This is a genomic window from Leisingera sp. McT4-56, from assembly GCF_020514995.1.
Lineage (GTDB): Bacteria > Pseudomonadota > Alphaproteobacteria > Rhodobacterales > Rhodobacteraceae > Leisingera > Leisingera aquaemixtae_A.
In genome coordinates this window covers 89,237-107,597 of sequence record NZ_JAJALF010000008.1, presented here as the reverse complement: position 1 = coordinate 107,597, position 18,361 = coordinate 89,237, and the positions used below count along the sequence as shown (strand labels likewise).

At 64.0% G+C, this 18,361-nt stretch carries 21 protein-coding genes; 7 read left to right on the top strand and 14 right to left on the bottom strand.

Going from position 1 to position 18,361, the window contains the following annotated elements; translation table 11 throughout:
• Positions 1-96: 96 nt before the first annotated feature.
• The gene (locus LHL23_RS11365; RefSeq protein ID WP_226429942.1) at positions 97-615 is read left to right on the top strand and encodes a HutD/Ves family protein; all 519 of its coding nucleotides are present in this window, start codon (positions 97-99) and stop codon (positions 613-615) included.
• On the opposite strand, the gene LHL23_RS11360 is transcribed toward LHL23_RS11365, so the two are convergent.
• The 5 genes from LHL23_RS11360 to LHL23_RS11340 form a co-directional block, all read right to left on the bottom strand.
• Positions 612-1,979, bottom strand: a complete 1,368-nt coding sequence (locus tag LHL23_RS11360) for a formimidoylglutamate deiminase (RefSeq protein WP_226429941.1) — start codon at positions 1,977-1,979, stop codon at positions 612-614. The two genes, LHL23_RS11365 and LHL23_RS11360, sit on opposite strands and share 4 nt — an antisense overlap.
• Before the next feature lie 198 nt (positions 1,980-2,177).
• Positions 2,178-3,005: a 2,3,4,5-tetrahydropyridine-2,6-dicarboxylate N-succinyltransferase gene (dapD, locus tag LHL23_RS11355; RefSeq protein WP_222477144.1), complete on the bottom strand. Its 828-nt coding sequence runs from the start codon at positions 3,003-3,005 to the stop codon at positions 2,178-2,180.
• Positions 3,006-3,112: 107 nt separating this feature from the next.
• On the bottom strand, positions 3,113-3,502 hold the full coding sequence (locus tag LHL23_RS11350) for a hypothetical protein (protein ID WP_226429940.1): 390 nt from the start codon (positions 3,500-3,502) through the stop codon (positions 3,113-3,115).
• Positions 3,503-3,577: 75 nt separating this feature from the next.
• Positions 3,578-4,177, bottom strand: coding sequence for a GntR family transcriptional regulator (locus tag LHL23_RS11345; protein ID WP_226429939.1), 600 nt, complete (start codon positions 4,175-4,177; stop codon positions 3,578-3,580).
• 38 nt (positions 4,178-4,215) lie between these two features.
• Positions 4,216-5,136, bottom strand: coding sequence for a threonine/serine dehydratase (locus LHL23_RS11340; RefSeq protein WP_226429938.1), 921 nt, complete (start codon positions 5,134-5,136; stop codon positions 4,216-4,218).
• Between the two features lie 148 nt (positions 5,137-5,284).
• Between LHL23_RS11340 and LHL23_RS11335 the strand changes: the two genes are divergently transcribed.
• Positions 5,285-6,133 carry a TIGR00730 family Rossman fold protein gene (locus LHL23_RS11335; protein ID WP_226429937.1) on the top strand — a complete coding sequence of 283 codons (849 nt, stop codon included), beginning with the start codon at positions 5,285-5,287 and terminating at the stop codon, positions 6,131-6,133.
• Between the two features lie 26 nt (positions 6,134-6,159).
• Here the strand turns inward: LHL23_RS11335 and LHL23_RS11330 are convergent, their stop codons facing one another.
• Complete coding sequence (locus tag LHL23_RS11330) at positions 6,160-6,360, bottom strand: hypothetical protein (protein ID WP_409996769.1); 201 nt, start codon at positions 6,358-6,360, stop codon at positions 6,160-6,162.
• Positions 6,361-6,701: 341 nt separating this feature from the next.
• Between LHL23_RS11330 and LHL23_RS11325 the strand changes: the two genes are divergently transcribed.
• Positions 6,702-7,943: a type I secretion protein gene (locus LHL23_RS11325; protein ID WP_226429936.1), complete on the top strand. Its 1,242-nt coding sequence runs from the start codon at positions 6,702-6,704 to the stop codon at positions 7,941-7,943.
• Between the two features lie 40 nt (positions 7,944-7,983).
• Here LHL23_RS11325 and rlmN read toward each other — a convergent pair whose 3' ends face one another.
• From rlmN to LHL23_RS11310, 3 genes are all read right to left on the bottom strand, one after another.
• Entirely contained in the window at positions 7,984-9,171 is a 1,188-nt protein-coding gene (rlmN, locus tag LHL23_RS11320) for a 23S rRNA (adenine(2503)-C(2))-methyltransferase RlmN (protein WP_222477163.1), read from the bottom strand.
• 108 nt (positions 9,172-9,279) lie between these two features.
• The gene (locus tag LHL23_RS11315) at positions 9,280-9,675 is read right to left on the bottom strand and encodes a lysozyme inhibitor LprI family protein (RefSeq protein ID WP_226429935.1); all 396 of its coding nucleotides are present in this window, start codon (positions 9,673-9,675) and stop codon (positions 9,280-9,282) included.
• A gap of 100 nt (positions 9,676-9,775) precedes the next feature.
• Complete coding sequence (locus LHL23_RS11310) at positions 9,776-10,306, bottom strand: invasion associated locus B family protein (RefSeq protein ID WP_226429934.1); 531 nt, start codon at positions 10,304-10,306, stop codon at positions 9,776-9,778.
• Between the two features lie 192 nt (positions 10,307-10,498).
• Here LHL23_RS11310 and LHL23_RS11305 point away from each other — a divergent pair, with 192 nt between their 5' ends.
• Positions 10,499-11,497 carry an asparaginase gene (locus LHL23_RS11305; protein WP_226429933.1) on the top strand — a complete coding sequence of 333 codons (999 nt, stop codon included), beginning with the start codon at positions 10,499-10,501 and terminating at the stop codon, positions 11,495-11,497.
• A gap of 37 nt (positions 11,498-11,534) precedes the next feature.
• On the opposite strand, the gene LHL23_RS11300 is transcribed toward LHL23_RS11305, so the two are convergent.
• The 5 genes from LHL23_RS11300 to serB all read right to left on the bottom strand — a co-directional run bounded on the left by LHL23_RS11300 (position 11,535) and on the right by serB (position 14,351).
• Positions 11,535-11,855, bottom strand: a complete 321-nt coding sequence (locus tag LHL23_RS11300) for a YciI family protein (RefSeq protein WP_222477179.1) — start codon at positions 11,853-11,855, stop codon at positions 11,535-11,537.
• 33 nt (positions 11,856-11,888) lie between these two features.
• On the bottom strand, positions 11,889-12,326 hold the full coding sequence (locus LHL23_RS11295; protein ID WP_222477186.1) for an SRPBCC family protein: 438 nt from the start codon (positions 12,324-12,326) through the stop codon (positions 11,889-11,891).
• On the bottom strand, positions 12,323-12,643 hold the full coding sequence (locus LHL23_RS11290) for an ArsR/SmtB family transcription factor (RefSeq protein WP_222477194.1): 321 nt from the start codon (positions 12,641-12,643) through the stop codon (positions 12,323-12,325). Before LHL23_RS11290 ends, LHL23_RS11295 begins: the two co-directional genes overlap by 4 nt.
• Positions 12,644-12,708: 65 nt before the next feature.
• On the bottom strand, positions 12,709-13,467 hold the full coding sequence (locus tag LHL23_RS11285; RefSeq protein WP_226429932.1) for a TSUP family transporter: 759 nt from the start codon (positions 13,465-13,467) through the stop codon (positions 12,709-12,711).
• An 8-nt stretch (positions 13,468-13,475) separates the two neighbouring features.
• Complete coding sequence (gene serB / locus LHL23_RS11280; RefSeq protein WP_226429931.1) at positions 13,476-14,351, bottom strand: phosphoserine phosphatase SerB; 876 nt, start codon at positions 14,349-14,351, stop codon at positions 13,476-13,478.
• A gap of 280 nt (positions 14,352-14,631) precedes the next feature.
• Between serB and LHL23_RS11275 the strand changes: the two genes are divergently transcribed.
• The 3 genes from LHL23_RS11275 (at position 14,632) to LHL23_RS11265 (ending at position 18,356) form a co-directional block, all read left to right on the top strand.
• Positions 14,632-15,786, top strand: coding sequence for a phosphoserine transaminase (locus LHL23_RS11275; RefSeq protein ID WP_222477228.1), 1,155 nt, complete (start codon positions 14,632-14,634; stop codon positions 15,784-15,786).
• A 137-nt stretch (positions 15,787-15,923) separates the two neighbouring features.
• Positions 15,924-17,519, top strand: a complete 1,596-nt coding sequence (serA, locus tag LHL23_RS11270; protein ID WP_222477230.1) for a phosphoglycerate dehydrogenase — start codon at positions 15,924-15,926, stop codon at positions 17,517-17,519.
• A gap of 108 nt (positions 17,520-17,627) precedes the next feature.
• Entirely contained in the window at positions 17,628-18,356 is a 729-nt protein-coding gene (locus tag LHL23_RS11265) for a metallophosphoesterase family protein (RefSeq protein WP_226429930.1), read from the top strand.
• The last annotated feature ends 5 nt before the right edge of the window (positions 18,357-18,361 follow it).

The window sequence follows — 18,361 nt, the reverse complement described above, 5'->3', positions numbered from 1 at the left end:
TGAGCGGGAAACGGAAAGCTTGCGGTTCCTGGCATCCAAGATTTATGCCTGGGTTGAAAGATCGGCTGCAAGGATCCTGCAATGCGCTTCTCCGCCATGACTGCCCATCCCGTGCCATGGAAGAACGGCGGCGGTGTGACCCGGGAACTGGCGTCGCACACTGAAGACGGAAGGATGGTCTGGCGCCTGAGCCTGGCGGACATCACCCGTGACGGCCCGTTTTCCGCATTCCCGGGCCTCGCTCGTATCCATTGCATCGTCGAAGGGGCCGGGCACACCCTGTCGAATGAAACCACGCGGCTGGAGGCCCGGCCGCTGGAACCGCTGCGCTTCGATGGCGGGTTGCCGCTGGACTGCCGGTTGCGCGATGGGCCCTGCAAGGCCTTCAACGTGATTTATGACCCGGCGCGGGTGACGGCGGGACCCGAAATCCTTGTGGACGGCCCTGTTCCGGCTGTTGAAGGACGGCAAGTGCTTTTTGTGGTCTCCGGCAGCTTGGAAGGCGTGGACGCAGACCGCCTTGGTCCCGGGGAGGGGATCGTGACCGGGACCGCCGCCGGCGCTGTGGTCACCGGCGGCGGCACTGTAGTCCAAGTGCGGATTCTGCCTGTTTAGAGACTGTTCAGCAGCTCTTTAATGGCCGTCTTGTAGCCGGCAACCACGCTGTCCCGCGCGATATGGCGGCCTTGATTCACCACATGGCGGCCGGCGCTCCAGACGTCTGTGACCGTGTCATCGCCTGCGGCAAAGCAGAGGCCGTCCAGCAGTTGCTCCGGCTTCAGCGCGCAGAGAGCGGGCACGCCGCTGTCAATCGCAACCAGATCTGCAAGCGCGCCCTCTTCGATCCGCCCGGCGTCGCGGCCCAGGGCCTGCGCCCCGCCTTTTGCCGCGCCCAGGTACAGGGTTTCGCCAACCGAGCCCTCGCCCGGCACCAGCACGTTGCGGGCAAAGTCCCGAAGACGCTGGGAATATTCCAGCGTGCGCAGCTCCTCGGGCAGAGAAATCCGCACGTTAGAGTCTGATCCCACCCCAAACGCACCCTTCTCCGCCAGGTATTCCACACCGTTGAACGGGCCGTCGCCCAGGTTGGCTTCGGTGATCGGGCACAAGCCCGCCACAGCACCGGACCGCGCCATGCCTGCGGTTTCAGAACTGGTCATGTGGGTCGCATGGATCAGGCACCACTTGCCGTCGACCGCCGCGTTGTCGAGCAGCCATTCGACCGGCCGCGCACCCAGCCAGGCGTTGATGTCGGCAACTTCCTTGGGCTGCTCCGAGATGTGGATATGCACCGGCAGACCGTTCTGGATCTGCAGCACCTCTGCCAGATCCTCGGGGCAGGTGGCACGCAGAGAATGCGGCGCGATGCCAACGCAAGCGTCGGACGGCAGTTCGCGGGCGGCAAATTCACGGGCGCGGCTGACAAGCTCGTTGAATTCAGCCACCGAATTGCCGAACCGCTGCTGGCCGCCGCTCAGCTCCTGCTTGCCGGCACCGCCGTAGGTGTAAAGCACCGGCAGGTGGGTCAGGCCGATGCCGGTCTGGCCGGCGGCCGCAAACACCCGCTCGCTTAGCTCTGTCACCGACGTAAAATGCACACCGCCTGGCTGGTGGTGGACATAGTGGAATTCCCCCACCGAGGCATATCCTGCCTCCAGCATCTCCATGAACACCAGCGCAGCAATGGCCTCGTATTGCTCGGGCGTGATGCGGTCCATGAAGCGGTACATCAGCTCACGCCAGGTCCAGAAGCTGTCCTTGCCTGCGGCCCGGTACTCCGTCATCCCCGCCATCGCGCGCTGGAAACTGTGGGAGTGCAAATTGCCCAGCGATGGCAGCAGCACATCCGCCCGGGTATCCCCTGCCTGCGGTTCGGCACCGGTTTCCAAGGAAGAAATCCGGCCCTCAGAAATCGTCAGCCGGAGGTTCTCTGCCCATCCCTGGGGCAGGCGGGCGCGCTGGGCGAATATGGTCTGCATCTGACCCTCTTATGTGTAGATGTAATGGTATTAGCAGCAGGCTTAATGCGCGGCAAGGTTTTCGTGCAGGAGGGGGCGCCGTCCCGGGGCCTAACGGCCTCTCCGCGGGTATTTTTACCAGAAACAAGCAGGCGCTTCAGAAAAGAAAAACGCGCCCGGAATGGGGCGCGTTTCTGGTCTTAGACTGCGGGGCGCGGATCAGTCGCGCAGCAGCTCGTTGATGCCGGTCTTGGAGCGGGTCTTCTCGTCGACACGCTTCACGATCACCGCGCAGTAAAGGCTGATGTTGTTCTTCGACGGCATCGAACCCGCCACCACAACCGAGTAGGGCGGCACTTCGCCGTACATCACTTCGCCGGTCTCGCGGTCGACGATCTTGGTCGACTTGCCGATGAACACGCCCATACCCAGAACCGAGCCTTCGCGCACGATGCAGCCCTCGACCACCTCGGAACGGGCGCCGATGAAGCAGTTGTCCTCGATGATGGTGGGGCCGGCCTGCATCGGCTCCAGCACGCCGCCGATGCCGACGCCGCCCGATAGGTGCACGTTCTTGCCGATCTGCGCGCAGGAGCCGACGGTGGCCCAGGTGTCGACCATGGTGCCTTCATCGACATAGGCGCCGAGGTTCACGAAGGAGGGCATCAGCACCGCGCCCGGCGCGATATAGGCGGATTTGCGGACGACGCAGTTCGGCACTGCGCGGAAGCCTGCGGATTTCCAGTCAGCTTCGCCCCAGCCGTTGAATTTGCTGTCGACCTTGTCCCACCAGCCGCCGGCCTGCGGGCCGCCTTCGTGGATTTCCATGTCTTTGATGCGGAAGCCCAGCAGCACCGCCTTCTTGGCCCACTGGTTCACATGCCAGTCGCCGTTCTCCAGCTTCTCGGCCACCCGCAGCTTGCCCGAATCGAGCGCATTCAGGGTGTCTTCGATGGCTTCACGCTGTTCGCCGGTGGTGGCGGGGGTGATGGTGTCGCGCGCCTCCCAGGCGGCTTCGATCGCTGCTTCCAGCTGGGCGTTGGACATGGATGTTCCTCCGGCGTCGGTTTGAGTCGCAGCTTCATAGCGGCAAACTGCCTGCAGGTCATGTCCGGATTGCGTCCAAATTGCCGCCCCCGGCGGCGTTTCTGCCGCTAGCCGCTGCTTTCACGAAGGCCGGTGACACCATGCATTTCGACCAGCACCTGCCGGAGGCCGGCCTCTATGCCCGGTTCAGTTGCAGCCGGATTGCGGCGCAGCAGTCGGTCAAACAGGCTGCGTTCCTGCTTGATAAAGAGATGCGCCTCGCGGGTGTCCTGGTTGCCGTAGGTTTCGCAGCCGACCAGAAATTGCCTGCCGTGATCCGCCGTGCAGAAATACCAGCCCCAGTCTTCAAAGTCGGTTTCCGAGCAATGGTATCCCTTCGCCGTAAGGGCTGAACGGACGGCCGTCAGAAAGGATTGGCCCGTCAGTTCATTGACATGATCGGCGATCTTTTCCGGGGTGTCGTAATGCCCCTGCAATTCGAACTCGTACCGTTTCATAAACAGCTCCCTTGAACCGGAAGCCAGCTTGCAGACGATTGCGGCGTCAGTATGGCCTGGCTGTGCCTTGCAAAATCAGCGCACCCGCCGCAGGTGGCGGCGCAGAATCTCGCAGGCGCCGGCAGCATCGCGCCGGGCCATCGCCTGGACGATGGCGGCATGGTCTGCGTCCACCCTTCGGCTCCACTGGTGCTGCCAGTTGGCAAACAGATGCCGGGCGGCGGCGATGTGCAGATCGTCGATCGAGGCCAGCAGCCTGGGCATTGCGCAGGGGGCCAGGATCACTTTGTGGAAGGCACGGTTGAGCCGCTCCCAGCCGGCCATGTCCTCTGCCGCGTCACAGGCCAGGCGGGCGGCCTCCGCGGCGTCGATATCCTTAGCCGTCAGGCGGCTGAAGGCGTGGGTGAGCGCCAGAACCTCCAGCGCCACCCGCATTTCGATCACCTCGCGGATCTCCGCGGGGTTCAGCGCGCTGACACGGGTGCCGCGGCGGGGTTCGGAAACCGCAAGCCCGTGCGCCTCCAGCCGCAAAAGCGCCTCGCGCACGGGCACGTGGCTGGCTTCGAACTCCCGCGCGATATGGTCCTGGCGCAGCTTTTCCCCCGCAGGCAGGCTGCCGGTGATGATGCGCTCGCTCAGGGCGTGGTAGATCGTATCAGCGATGGTTGCAGACATATAATGGCGATACCTGCGCGGATTCCGGCCCGCAAGGATTATCCCAGCGGGTCCGGGGCAATGTTGCCCCCGCAGATCAGTACTGCCACACGTTCACCCGGCGCCGGCCTGTAGGTGCCGGACATCAGCGCTGCCAGTGCCGTGGCGCCAGCGGGCTCGGCCAGTATCCGGCGTTCGCGCCACAGGGCAGTCTGTGCCTGGGTGATTGCGCTGTCCGGAACGGTGAGGGAGGTGACGCCCTGCGCAACGGCCAGTTCAAAGCAGATATTGCCAATCCGCTTGGCGCCAAGCGCGTTGGCGGCCACGCCGGAGACTTCCACATCCACCGGCTGTTGCGCCGCCAGAGCGGCATTCAGCGCGCAGGAGGTCTGCGGTTCCACAGCGACGATCTTCTTCACCCCCTGGAACCATGCCAGCGCGCCGGCAATCAGCCCGCCGCCGCCGACCGCGATCAGCAGGGTATCCGCCTGCAGCCCCTGGAACTGCCATTCGGCAAAGCAGGTGCCTTGTCCCGCGACGGTTGCGGGTGCGTCATAGGCGTGGACCTGCATCGCACCAGTCTCCCGCTCATAGGCCTGCGCCTGCTCCAACGCGTTGGCATATGCGCCGGGCACAACCTGCAGATCGGCGCCGGTGCGTTCGATCAGCGATATCTTGGCGGGGCCTGCCATCTCCGGCACATAGATCCGGGCCCTGTGGCCCAGCTGATGTGCGGCATGGGCCGCTGCGGCGCCGTGATTGCCGCCCGAAGCAGCGACCAGCCCGGCCGCGGGCACTTCCTGGCTCAGCAGCGTGTTGAAGGCGCCGCGGGCCTTGAAGCTGCCGGTGTGCTGCATGTGCTCCAGCTTCAGCTCCAGCGGATGGTCCAGCCCGAAACCGCGGGTCTGCATCACCGGGGTCTGTTGCACATGCGGGCGGATGCGCTCTGCCGCTGCCTTGATTTCTTTCTGCCAATCCATGCGCTGCCCTCCTGCCTGCTGCGCCGGAACCTTATCGGTGCCGGGCCCGGGCGCAAGCGGAACGGCGCGTTCTCCTGCATTCTTGATTGGCGCTAACAGCCAAGGGGGGTTACAAAGGAGGTCCTGTTATTTTTTACCTGGATTATCCATGACCGAAGACCGCCACAGCCGTTTCAGCGATGCCCATACCGACCGGAACCGGGCAGAGCATGTGCCCGCCACGCCGCAGACACGGTCGCCTGCCTACCGCCTGGCCTTTGCCGACCAGGATTTCATGTACCGCGAGGAGCTGCGCCCGGTGCGGCTGCAGCTGGAGCTTTTGAAACCTGAGCTCATGCTGAACGAGCGCGGCATCGAAAGCACCATCGTGATGTTTGGCGGCGCCCGCATCCCGGACCCGGAGCACAAGGACAAGGCGCGCACCCAGACGCTGGCGGACCTGTCGCATTTTTATGATGAGGCGCGCGAGTTCGCCCGGCTGATGACGGAGAAATCCAAGCAGAGCGGCGGCCGTCAGAATGTCGTGGTGACCGGCGGCGGCCCTGGCGTGATGGAGGCGGGCAACCGTGGCGCACAGGATGCGGGCGGCCATTCCATCGGCCTGTCGATCGTGCTGCCGCATGAACAGGCGCCCAATGGCTTCGTGACCCCGGATCTCAGCTTCAACTTCCACTACTTCGCGATCCGCAAGATGCATTTCCTGATGCGGGCGCGGGCGATCACGGTCTTCCCGGGCGGTTTCGGCACGATGGATGAGCTGTTCGAAAGCCTGACCTTGATCCAGACCGGGCGGATGGAGCGGGTGCCGTTCCTGCTGTTCGGCAAGGAATTCTGGGACAGGATTATCAACTGGGAGGCGCTGGCCGATGCCGGCACCATCTCGGATCAGGATCTGGACCTGTTCCGGGTGGTCGATACCGCGCAGGAAGCGGTGCACATCATTGAAAACTGGGAGCCTGCGCCGCCGCGCGACAGCCTGCCAGGCCGCGAGCGCTGAGCGCAGCGTGAACTGCTCTGCCGGGATCAGGCGAATTCCGGCGGCAGTCTGCCCACTTCATCTCCGGTGGTCAGCCGGGTGAGGATCTGGGTGCCTTCCACGGTTTTCACTGCATAACCGTAGCCGCGCAGGCGGAATTGCCACTCCCGCGGGCTCAGCGCTTTTTGCCGTTCGCTGCGGATCAGGTCCAGTACACTGGGATCGATCGGGGCGGTCTTTCGTTCCATCGGAGCCATCTGCGTTTCCTTCTGAAAATTTGATTGTCCGTAATCTGGAAACTGTTTGCCGCAAGCGGCGGAAATGGAACCGGATTGGGGAAAGAATGCGGCGGCGGCTCAAGCGGCAGCCACTGTGCCCGCCTTGCAACAGGCGCGGAGGCTGCTGAACCGCTGGCGGCCGTGCCGGGCGGACCGGCCGGAATCCGCGCCCAGCCGCGTCCCTAACACGCAGATATCCGCCATTTACAACAAACCTTAACGTGTTTGCGCCGGTTGCGCCTGAAAAGCGGCCAAACTTGGCCGCATTTGCAAACAATACCTTACCGGCGGTGGAGCAGTGGAGAGCAAGGATGTCCGAAGTCTCAGACTACACGTCACTTCTGGCCTATACGTCGAATGGCAATTACCGCTGGAACAGTCAGGTCGGCCTCGGCACTCAAACGGTTGTGACCTATAGCTTCGTCAGCAGCGGTGAACTGGATGACGCCTCCAGTGATCCTTATGGCGCAACCGGCTACTGGTCCTTCAACGAGACGCAGCGCGACTATTTCCGCCTGGCGCTGGCCGAATTCGAGGAGGCCGCCGGGCTGATCTTTGTCGAAACCGATGGCCCGGCGATGATCAATGTGTTCGGCTACGATGGCGGCAGCGCCGCAGGCTGGGCTCATTATGCCTGGTCCAGCGCCTATTCCACCGGGCAGGGGCAGCTGGCAATCCAGGGCAGCAGCATGGCGCCGGGTTCATACGGCTATGAAACGATCCTGCACGAAATCGGCCATGCTGTGGGGCTGGAGCATCCCCATGATGGCGAAAACACGCTGGCAGGGCATCTCGACGACCAGGCCCATTCGGTCATGACCTACAACTACGGCGGCTACAATGCCACCGAACTTGGGATGTTCGATCTGCAGGCGCTGCAGCACCTTTACGGCGGCACCGGCGGCACAGAGGGCTGGACTGCAAGTCTCAATCAGGCCGGCCGTGTTGTGATCGAGGCCAGCGAACGTTCCGAGACGGTGCTTGCGACCGGTCAGGATACGGTGATCCGGGCAATGGCCGGCAGCGACACGGTGCTGGGCCGCGAAGCGGATGACAGGCTGTTCGGCGGCGGCGGTGCGGACACTGTCAGCGGCGGCCAGGGCGCCGACCGGATTTGGGGCGGCAAGGGCCATGACGTGCTTCATGGCGGTTCGGACAGCGGGGATTATTCAGGCGGAAGCAATGACAGCGACATCCTGCGCGGTAATGGCGGCAATGACACGCTGTACGGCGGCCGCGGCGATGACACGCTGAACGGCGGCGCCGGCCGCGACAGAATTGTGGGCGGCGACGGCTCTGATGTTCTGACCGGCGGCGCCCGCGCGGACGTGTTTGTCTTTGTCTATGCGGATTACTGGGAAGACGAGACCATCACCGATTTCGGCAGTGGCAACGACAGGATCGAGTTTTCGGAGACAGTGATCAGCGGCTTCGGCGATCTGACCATCACCGAACAGGGCGGCAACACGCTGATCAGTTACTACGGCAACCACGACATTGAGCTCACCGGTTACACCGGCGGGCTGACAGCGGACGACTTCATTTTCAGTTAAGGCAGCCGGGGACCCTGCCGCAGCGGGGCCGGAGCCGGGGTTACTTCATCCCGGCTTCGGCCTCAATCTGTTTGCGGCTCTTGCGGGCGCGTTCGGTGGCCGATTTCAGCTGGCCGCAGGCGGCCATGATGTCATCGCCGCGGGTCTTGCGGATCGGCGAGGCGTAACCTGCCTGATAGATGATATTGGCAAAGGCCCGGATGCGGTTGTTGGAGGACCGCTTGTACGGGCTGCCTGGCCATTCGTTGAACGGGATCAGGTTGATCTTGGCCGGGATGTTGTAGCGCTTGATGTGGTCGATCAGACGGTGCGCGTCCTCGTCCGAGTCGTTCACCCCGTCCAGCATCACATATTCAAAGGTGATCCGCTCGGAGTTGGAGGCCTTGGGGTAATCCGCCAGCGCCTGCAGCAGCTCGTCGATGTTCCAGCGCTTGTTGATCGGCACCAGCACGTCGCGGGTCTCGTTGGTGGTGGCGTGGAAGGAGATTGCCAGCAGGCAGCCGATTTCCTCGGCTGTGCGGGCAATTTCCGGCACCACGCCGGAGGTCGACAGGGTAATGCGGCGGCGGCTGAGGGAAATGCCCTCGGGGTCCATCGCAATCTTCATCGCGTCGCGCACGTTGTCGAAGTTGTAAAGCGGCTCGCCCATGCCCATCAGCACGATGTTCGAGAGCAGGCGCGTCTCTTCCTTGGGCGCACCCGGCACCGGCCACTCCTCCAGATCGTCGCGCGCCATCATCACCTGGCCAACGATCTCGGCCGGGGTCAGGTTGCGCACCAGCTTCTGGGTGCCGGTATGGCAGAAGGAGCAGGTCAGGGTGCAGCCCACCTGGGAGGAGATGCACAGGGTGCCGCGGTCATCCTCGGGGATATAGACCACCTCGACCTCATGGCCGCCGTTGATCCGCACCAGGTATTTGCGGGTGCCGTCGGTCGACACCTGCTTGCTCACCACCTCGGGGATGCGGATCTCAAACGTCTCCGCCAGCTGCGCGCGGTAGGCCTTGGCCAGGTTGGTCATGTCGGCAAAGTCGCGCTTGCCCCATTGGTAGATCCACTGCCAGATCTGGCCGACCCGCATCTTGGCCTGCTTCTCCGGGGTGCCGTGTTCGATCAGAACTTCGCGCATCCGCTCGCGGGTCAGGCCGACAAGATTGATCTTGCCGCCCTCGGGCTCCTTGCGGGGCAGGGTCATTACGTCCTGGGTGATCGGCGCGCTGGCGGTCATGGCAAAAGCCTCGGATGATGGTGGGCGGATGCGGCTCTATATAGGATTTCGAACGGAGATCAAAAGGAATCCGCCAAAACACAGTTCAGGCGGCGGGGCGGACAAGGCTCATTTGCTCAGCCGCACCAGTTCCTCAACCCGTGCCCGGCCCAGCTTGGTCCAGCAGGCGCGGGTGGCAATGCCGGCTTCTTCAGGCACCGGATGCGCCGTTCCGATGTAGCTGCAGTGTGCTGCCCGGAAAGCTTCCCAAGTGTTCTGGCTCTGCATCAGCGCCGCCTCTGACGCCGTTCCGCCGCTGGTATTGTCCCGCTCTGCAGCCGTGATCATTGCCGCTTCCAATGCATTGAAGAGCGCCGCTTCGACACCTTCCTCATCCTCGGCCACGCAGGAGCCGACTTCCTCCTGGCTGCCCTGGCCGCATTCCAGTGCCGGATTGGCCCAGGCGGGCAGTGCAAGCAGAACAACTGCAAGGCAAGGGATCGGGGGAAAGACAGAGTTCAGCATGGGCAGCACCTCCTGCCCTCATGCTACGCGCCCCGCGGCCTTCAAACAAGAAAACCCCGGCGCGGGCCGGGGTTTGCCAGATTTCCGCGCATGCAGAGGGTTACTTGCTGCAGCGATTTTCCGCGTCTTCGACCGCCGCGGTGAACCCCAGCAGCGAGAAGGTGTCCTTGGTCTGGGTGCCCCGCGCCGAACGCGCGGTCAACACCGCATCGGCGCCGCGCTTCATGGCGGTGACGATCTTGGCATCATCCGCGGGGGTCGCCGGCCAGGCCCATTCGCCCTCGGTGAACAGCTCGAACTCGGACTCGCCGATTGCCATGTTCACGGTCGACCCCGGCGCAAACGGGTAGCCGCCGGTGAAGCTCACTTCGCCCTTGGGCGCATCGCCGCTGCGGAAGGTGACAAACAGCTGGATCTCGCTGCGGCGCACCGCCACGACGCGGCCGTCGCGGGTGTTCACGGTCTCCTTCGGTGCGGAAACCCCCCAGCATTCATTCGGATCATTGCCCTCGAAGACGCTCCAGTCCACCTTGGCTGCAACCCGGTTGTTCGACGTTTCCTGCGCAGTTGCGGTGGTTGCCAATGCTGCCAGACACAGGCCCGCAGCCACGCGGGCGAGTTTCAATGCCATTTGTCCCGACTCCAAGACTGTTCTCTTATACCTCAAAACCAAGCAAAGGGCCCGCAGCGTTCATCCGCTGTCTGGTCCCGATCCCCTCGCTTGCGCTACACAAGCACACTAACGTAACTAGCACCACGGGCGAAAGTGCGTTTTGGCAGGATTTCGCCCAGAATTCCGCATGCAAACATGAGGGGAGACATCATGCCGAATCCAGTGCCCATGGCCGAAGTCTGGCGCGGCCCGCTGCTGGAAAGCCTGCACCTGGGCCATGCCGTCATCTGCGATGACAGCGGCCAGGTGGTGCGCAGCTGGGGCGACCCGGATGCAGTGATCTATCCGCGCAGTTCCGCCAAGATGATCCAGGCGCTGCCGCTGATCACCTCCGGTGCGGCCGCGCGCTATGGGCTGACCTCAGAGCAGCTGGCGCTGGCCTGCGCCTCCCACAACGGTGCGCACATCCATACGGACCGGGTAAATGCCTGGCTGGATCAGCTGGGCATGGCTGATGACGACTTCCGCTGCGGCCCGCAGCTGCCGGACGACATTCCGGCCCGCAACGAGCTGATCAAGACCGACAGCAGCCCCTGCCAGGTGCACAACAACTGTTCCGGCAAACACGCGGGCTTCCTGACCCTGAACCAGTACCTGGGCGGCGGTTCGGAATACATCGAGATGGACCACCCGGTGCAGCAGGCCTGCCTGGCGGCGTTTGAGGAAACCACCGGCCAGGACAGCCCCGGCTATGGCATCGACGGCTGCTCGGCGCCGAACTTTGCCACCACCGTCACCGGGCTGGCGCGTTCGATGGCCTGGTTTGCCAGCGCCGCGGACCGCTCCGACCGCGCGTCCGACGCGGCGCAGCAGCTGGTTGCCGCTATGACCGCGCATCCCGAGCTGGTGGCCGGCGAAACCCGCTGCTGCACCAACCTGATGCGCGCCATGGACGGCAAGGTGGCAATCAAGACCGGGGCCGAGGCGGTGTTCATCGCCATCCTGCCGGAACAGAAACTGGGCGTTGCGCTGAAGATTGCCGATGGCACCACCCGTGCCAGCGAATGCGCGATTGCGGCGCTGATGGTCAGCCTCGGCGTGCTGGACGCGGACCACCCGGAGACCCGCAAGTACATGAACAAGATGCTCTACAGCCGCCGCGGGCTGGAATGCGGGTCAATTCGCCCCGCCGCCGAACTGCTGTTCTGAAAACGAATGCCCCGGGCTCAAACCCGGGGCATTTGCGTTACATCTCCATCTCGATGATCTCTGCGACTTCGACCGAGCCGCTGCCATCCGCCACCATCGGGCAGCCCTTGGCCATTTCGCAAGCCGCGTCCTGATCGGCGGCTTCCACCACCGAATAGCCCGACAGCGGATTGGCGCCGCCATTGTCCGCCACCCCGCCGGCGCTGACGGTCTTGGACAGGCCGACCGGCGCGCCCGGCACCTTCAGGGCATCCCCCATCGCCCCCATCCAGTCCTTCCAGGCCTGCATGACCTTGGCGCCCTCTTCCTCGCTCTCCGGAGTTTTGCCGCCGTGATAAGCAAAAATGAACTGTGGCATTGGTCTTCTCCCTTGGTTGCGGTGAAACCCTGTTCAGGAACTCTTGGCCAGCTCCGCTTCCAGCTTGCGCAGGGTGGAGGTCCAGCCTTCCTCGTGGCGCGCGGCAATGCCGTCGTCACCCAGATCGCGGTGATCAACCACCAGCATGGCGCCATCCCCGGCGGCCGCGATGGTTAAGGTCACATGGCTTTCGGCGCCGCGGCTGCCGTCCTCCTCATGCCAGGCCCAGGTGAAACCGACAGATTTCGGCACATCCACATGGGTCACCTGGCCGGAAACATGGAACCGCTGGCCGTCGCTGTTCTGCATGACCGAATACCAGGGGCCGGTGCGGCTCAGGTCCAGGTCATGCTCCGGAATGGAAACCCCCTCCGGCCCCCACCATTTCAGCAGCTTGTCCGGCGTGGTCACCCAGCCGAACAGTTTCTCCGGGCTGACCGGAAAGGTCCGTCTCAGCTGCAGGTCGCTCATGCATCATCCTCCATCAGGGCCGCTTCCAGCCGGTCCAGACTGCGTTCCCAGAAGGCACGGCGCGATTGTGTCCACTCAGCAATCATCCGCAACCCTTCGGGGCGGGCGGAATACAGCCGCCGGGTGCCTTCCGCCCGCTGCGAGATCAGCCCCGCCTCGCGCAGGACTTTCAAATGGCGTGATATGGCGGGGGCCGAAATACCGGCGCCTGGCGCCAGATCGCCTGCAGGCAATTCGCCTTGGGAAATCAGCTGGTCCACAATTGAAAGGCGGGTCTCGTCCGACAGGGCGGCAAAGGACTTCAGAATCGGTGTCATGCCCATTTTTAGCATGATTGTTAATTAATAAAAAGGTTAACTACTGGTGAGGCTGCAACCAGCCGTCACACCATGTCCCACAGCAGCTTGGCAGCCAGCGATACGGACGTCACCACCAGCAGCGGCTTGATCACCCTGGCGCCCTGTTTCTTTGCCAGCCCCGCGCCTGCCCGTGCCCCGGCGATCTGGGCACAGCCCATCAGCAGGCCGGTAATCCACCAGGGGGTCGCAAAGAAGGAAAACGCAACCAGGCCGCCCGCGTTGGAGGCGAAATTCAGCAGCTTGGTATGCGCCGTGGCCTTGAGAATGCCGTAGCCCGCCAGCGACACAAAGGCGAGCATGTAGAAACTGCCAGCCCCCGGGCCCAGAAGCCCGTCATAAGCGCCGCACAAGGGGATCATGGTGGCGGTGAACAGGGCAGGGGACAGGCGCCGGTGCCGGTCCAGATCGCCGAGCCCCTTCTTCAGCGCAAAGAAAACCGCGATCCCGATCAGCAGCACCGGCAGGATCATCCTGATCCATTCGGTGGGCAGGTAGGCGACCAGAAACGCACCCGCAACTGCCGCCGCAAAGGCAATCAGCGCAGGCCCGACCTGGGCCTTCAGGTCAACATGCCCGGCGCGGGCATATGTGGCCGCCGCAGTCGCCGCGCCGAACAAACCTTGTATCTTGTTGGTCGACAGCGCAGTGACCGGATTGGCCCCGGCCAGCAGCAGAACCGGCACGGTAATCAGTCCGCCGCCGCCTGCAATTGCGTCGATGAACCCGGCGGCAAACCCCGCTGCCAGCAACAGCAGCAGGGTCTCGAAACCCACTTCCAGCATGCGGTCGATCAGCCCTTGAAGTCGTCCTGGGCGTAGCCCTGAATGTACAGCAGCGCCGTCAGGTCGCCGTGGTTGATGCGGATATCGCATTCCGCTGCGACAGAGGGCTTGGCGTGCAGCGCCACCCCCGCGCCTGCGCGCTTCAGCATGCCCAGATCATTGGCGCCGTCACCCACTGCGATCACATCTGCCTCCGCAATCCCCAGCCGGGCGGTGATCTGCTCCAGCGCCTCCACCTTGGCCTCGCGGCCCAGGATCGGGCGCGCGGCCTCGCCGGTCAGCTGGCCGTCCTCCGCCAGCAGCGTATTGGCGCGATTCTCGTCAAAGCCCAGCTCTGCCGCGACCCGTGCGGTGAACGCCGTAAAGCCGCCGGAAACCAGCGCCGCATAGGCGCCATCGGCCTTCATCGTTGCCAGCAATTGCTTGCCGCCAGGCATCAGCGTGATGCGCTCCTCCAGCACCTTGCCAATTACCGATTCCGGCAGCCCCTTCAGCAGCCCGACCCGCTCAGTCAGCGCGCCTTCGAAATCCAGCTCGCCGTTCATCGCCCGTGCGGTGATGTCCTTCACGCGCGCGCCGACGCCCGCCTCCTCGGCCAGCTCGTCGATGCATTCCTGCTGGATCATGGTGGAATCCATGTCGGCCAGCAGCATCTTCTTTTTCCGCCCGGCGCTGGGCTGGATCACCAGGTCGGCGCCCATTTTCTGAATATCCGCCCAGGCGTCCCAGCGATTGTCCGGCATCCGCTCCAGCGGAAACTCCGCCGCCACTCCCGGCGCCAGCCAGGCTGCCTCGCCGCCGCCCCAGGCATTGCGCAGCGATTCGATCAGCGCGGGTTCCAGCACCGGTCGGGCAGGGTTGCAAAGCAGGGTGGCGGTGTACATCGGCGGGCTCCGTTCCGGCGCTATCTGCCCCTGTCATAACGCCGCTGCGGCGGAACAGCCAGACGGCAAAAAACTGCTGAAACCAGGGGGCATCATAAGGAACAGCCAATTGCGCCATTTCAGCGCGGCTGTTTCCGATGGTGGAAATTCATGTCGCAAAAAACAGATGAACAGCCGCATTATTTCAAAATATCTGTTGCGTGCCGCGCTGCAGCACACTAGCTCTGATGGCGGGACACCCCTCCCCAACGAGGGGCGCTTATCTGGAAGGGTAGCATTTATGGCTATTGAACAACCTGCCGCGCGGCCGGCCAATCCGCGCTTTTCGTCCGGCCCCTGTGCCAAACCCCCCGTCTTCGATCTGAGCAAACTTGCAGGCGCGCCGCTGGGCCGCTCGCACCGCGCTGCGGTGGGCAAGGAGAAGCTGAAGGCGGCGATCGAAGGCACCCGCGAAATCCTGAACATCCCCGCCGGTTACAAGATCGGCATCGTGCCCGCCTCCGACACCGGAGCGGTGGAAATGGCGATGTGGAACCTCTTGGGCGCCCGCGGCGTCGAGATGCTGGCCTGGGAAAGCTTCGGCTCCGGCTGGGTGACCGACGCGGTGAAGCAGCTGAAGCTGGACGCCACCGTCAAGACCGCCGACTACGGCCAGATCGTCGACCTCTCGACCGTCGATTTCACCAACGATGTCGTTTTCACCTGGAACGGCACCACCTCCGGCGTGCGCGTCCCAAATGGCGACTGGATTCCGGCGGACCGCGACGGGCTGACCATCTGCGACGCCACCTCGGCCGCTTTTGCCCAGTACCTGCCCTGGGACAAGCTGGATGTGACCACCTTCTCCTGGCAGAAGGTGCTGGGCGGTGAAGCCGCGCACGGCATGATCATCCTCAGCCCCCGCGCAGTGGAACGGCTGGAGAGCTACACCCCGGCCTGGCCGCTGCCCAAGATCTTCCGCCTGACCAAGGGCGGCAAGCTGATCGACGGCATTTTCCAGGGCGCCACCATCAACACGCCCTCGATGCTGGCGGTCGAGGATTACCTGCTGGCGCTGGACTGGGCCCGCTCCGTCGGCGGCATGGAAGGCCTGCGCGAACGCGCCTATGCCAACCTGGCCGCGGTGCAAAGCTTTGTGCAGGACAACCCCTGGATCGCCTTCCTGGCCGAGCAGCCGGAATACCGCTCGAACACCTCGGTCTGCCTCAAGTTCACGGACGAGCGCATCAAGGACGGCGCCGCCTTTGCCAAGGCCGTGGCCAAGCGCCTGGAAGCCGAAGGCGTGGCGTATGACATCGGCGCCTACCGAGACGCGCCTCCGGGCCTGCGCATCTGGTGCGGCGGCACGGTTGAGGCTGCCGATGTGGCCGCGCTGATGCCCTGGATCAAATGGGCCTTTGAGGCCGAGATCGCGGCCCAGACCGAAGCGGCCTGATAATTGTACTGCCCGGCAGCACCGCCGGGCAGCGCCCGACCCTCCCCACGGGAGGGCGCTTCGCACCCACCCAGGGCCGGGCGCAGCCCTTCTCAAAACAAATGGCCGTACAGGCCCCCGCAAAAGGACCCTAACCCATGGCTCCCAAAGTTCTCATCTCCGACAAGCTTTCCGAAGCTGCCGTCCAGATCTTCCGCGACCGCGGCATCGACGTCGACTTCCTGCCCGACGTGGGCAAGGACAAGGACAAGCTGGCGGAAATCATCGGCCAGTACGACGGCCTCGCGATCCGCTCCGCCACCAAGGTGACGGAAAAGATCCTGGAAAACGCCGAAAACCTCAAGGTGATCGGCCGCGCCGGCATCGGCACCGACAACATCGACAAGGAAGCCGCCTCCAAGCGCGGCGTCATTGTGATGAACACCCCGTTCGGCAACATGATCACCACTGCCGAACACGCCATCGCGATGATGTTCGCGGTTGCCCGCCAGCTGCCGGAGGCCTCGGCCTCCACCCATGCCGGCAAGTGGGAAAAGTCCAAGTTCATGGGCGTTGAGCTGACCAGCAAGACCCTGGGCGTGATCGGCGCCGGCAATATCGGCGGCATCGTCTGCGACCGCGCCCGCGGCCTGAAGATGAAAGTGGTCGCTTACGATCCGTTTCTCAGCAACGACAAGGCTGACAAGATGGGCATCGAAAAGGTCGAGCTGGACGAGCTGCTGGCGCGCGCCGACTTCATCACCCTGCATGTGCCGCTGACCGACCAGACCCGCAACATCCTGTCCAAGGAAAACCTGGAAAAGACCAAGAAGGGCGTGCGTATCATCAACTGCGCCCGCGGCGGCCTGGTGGACGAAGCCGCACTGGCGGAGCTGCTGACCTCCGGCCATGTGGCAGGCGCTGCCTTCGACGTGTTCTCGGTGGAACCGGCCAAGGAAAACGCCCTCTTTGGCCTGCCCAACGTGGTCTGCACCCCGCACCTGGGCGCCGCCACAACCGAGGCGCAGGAGAACGTTGCCCTGCAGGTGGCGGAGCAGATGTCCAACTACCTGCTGACCGGCGCGGTTGAAAACGCGCTCAACATGCCCAGCGTCACCGCCGAGGAAGCCAAGGTCATGGGCCCGTGGATCAAGCTGGCCGACCACCTGGGCTCCTTCGTGGGCCAGATGACCGACGAGCCGCTGCGGGCGATCAACATCCTCTACGACGGGGTTGCGGCCGGCATGAACCTGGACGCGCTGAACTGCGCGGTGATCGCGGGCATCATGAAACGCTCCAATCCGGAGGTGAACCTGGTCTCCGCCCCGGTTGTCGCCAAGGAGCGCGGTGTTCAGATCTCCACCACCAACCAGGATAAATCCGGCTCCTTTGACGGCTACATCAAGGTGACCGCGGTGACTTCCAAGCGCGAACGCTCGGTGGCCGGCACCGTGTTCTCCGACGGCAAGCCGCGGTTCATCCAGATCAAGGGCATCAACATCGAGGCGGATGTGGGCGCGCATATGCTCTACACCACCAACGAGGACGTGCCCGGCATCATCGGCACCCTGGGCCACACCCTGGGCGATCACGGCGTCAACATCGCCAACTTCACCCTGGGCCGGTCCGAGGCAGGCGGCGAAGCCATCGCGCTCCTTTATGTGGATGACGAGGTCCCGGCAGAGGTGCGTGCCAAGCTTGCCGAAACCGGGCTGTTCAACCAGATCAAGCCGCTGGCATTCGACGTCATCTGACGACCGGGCCCTAGTGCTGAACTTGTAAACGGTTCAATCGGAAACGCCGCCCGGCTATAAGGGCGGCGTTTTCATTTTTTCGGCGCCTTCCCGGCAAAGGATCCTGACATGACCAGCCCAATCTACGCCATTGGCGATATCCACGGCCAGCTTGAGATGCTGGAACAGGCGCTGGCGCTGATCGAAGCCGATGGCGGCCCGGACGCCCGCATTGTCTTTCTTGGCGATTATACCGACCGCGGGCCTGACAGCTGCGGCGTGATTGACCGGCTGATGCAGGGCCAGTCCGAGGGCCGCAACTGGATCTGCCTCAAGGGCAACCACGACCGCATGTTCTCGATGTTCCTGGAGGACTACCCGCGCAACGACGCCCGGCTGCTGGTCGGCTACCACTGGCTGCACGACCGTATCGGCGGCATGGAGACCCTGCAATCCTACGGCGTTGGCGTGGAGGAGGGCGACCGCATCTACCAAACCCACGCCCGCGCCCGCGCTGCAGTGCCGCAGGCGCATCTGGACTTCCTGGCAGGCCTCAAACCCTGCCACCAGGAGGGTGAACTTCTGTTCGTCCACGCAGGCATCCGCCCCGGCCTGCCGCTGGAGAGCCAAAGCGAGGATGACCTGATCTGGATCCGCCAGGAATTCCTCAATGACGAGCGCGCCCACCCCTGGCTGGTGGTGCACGGCCACACCCCCGGAAAACGGGCGGAGCACCACGTGAACCGCATCAACCTCGACAGCGGTGCCGGCTACGGCCGCCCGCTCACCGCCGCCGTTCTCGAAGGCCGCGACTGCTGGCTGCTGACGGTAACGGGCAGGGTGCCGCTGGAACCCTGATCCCC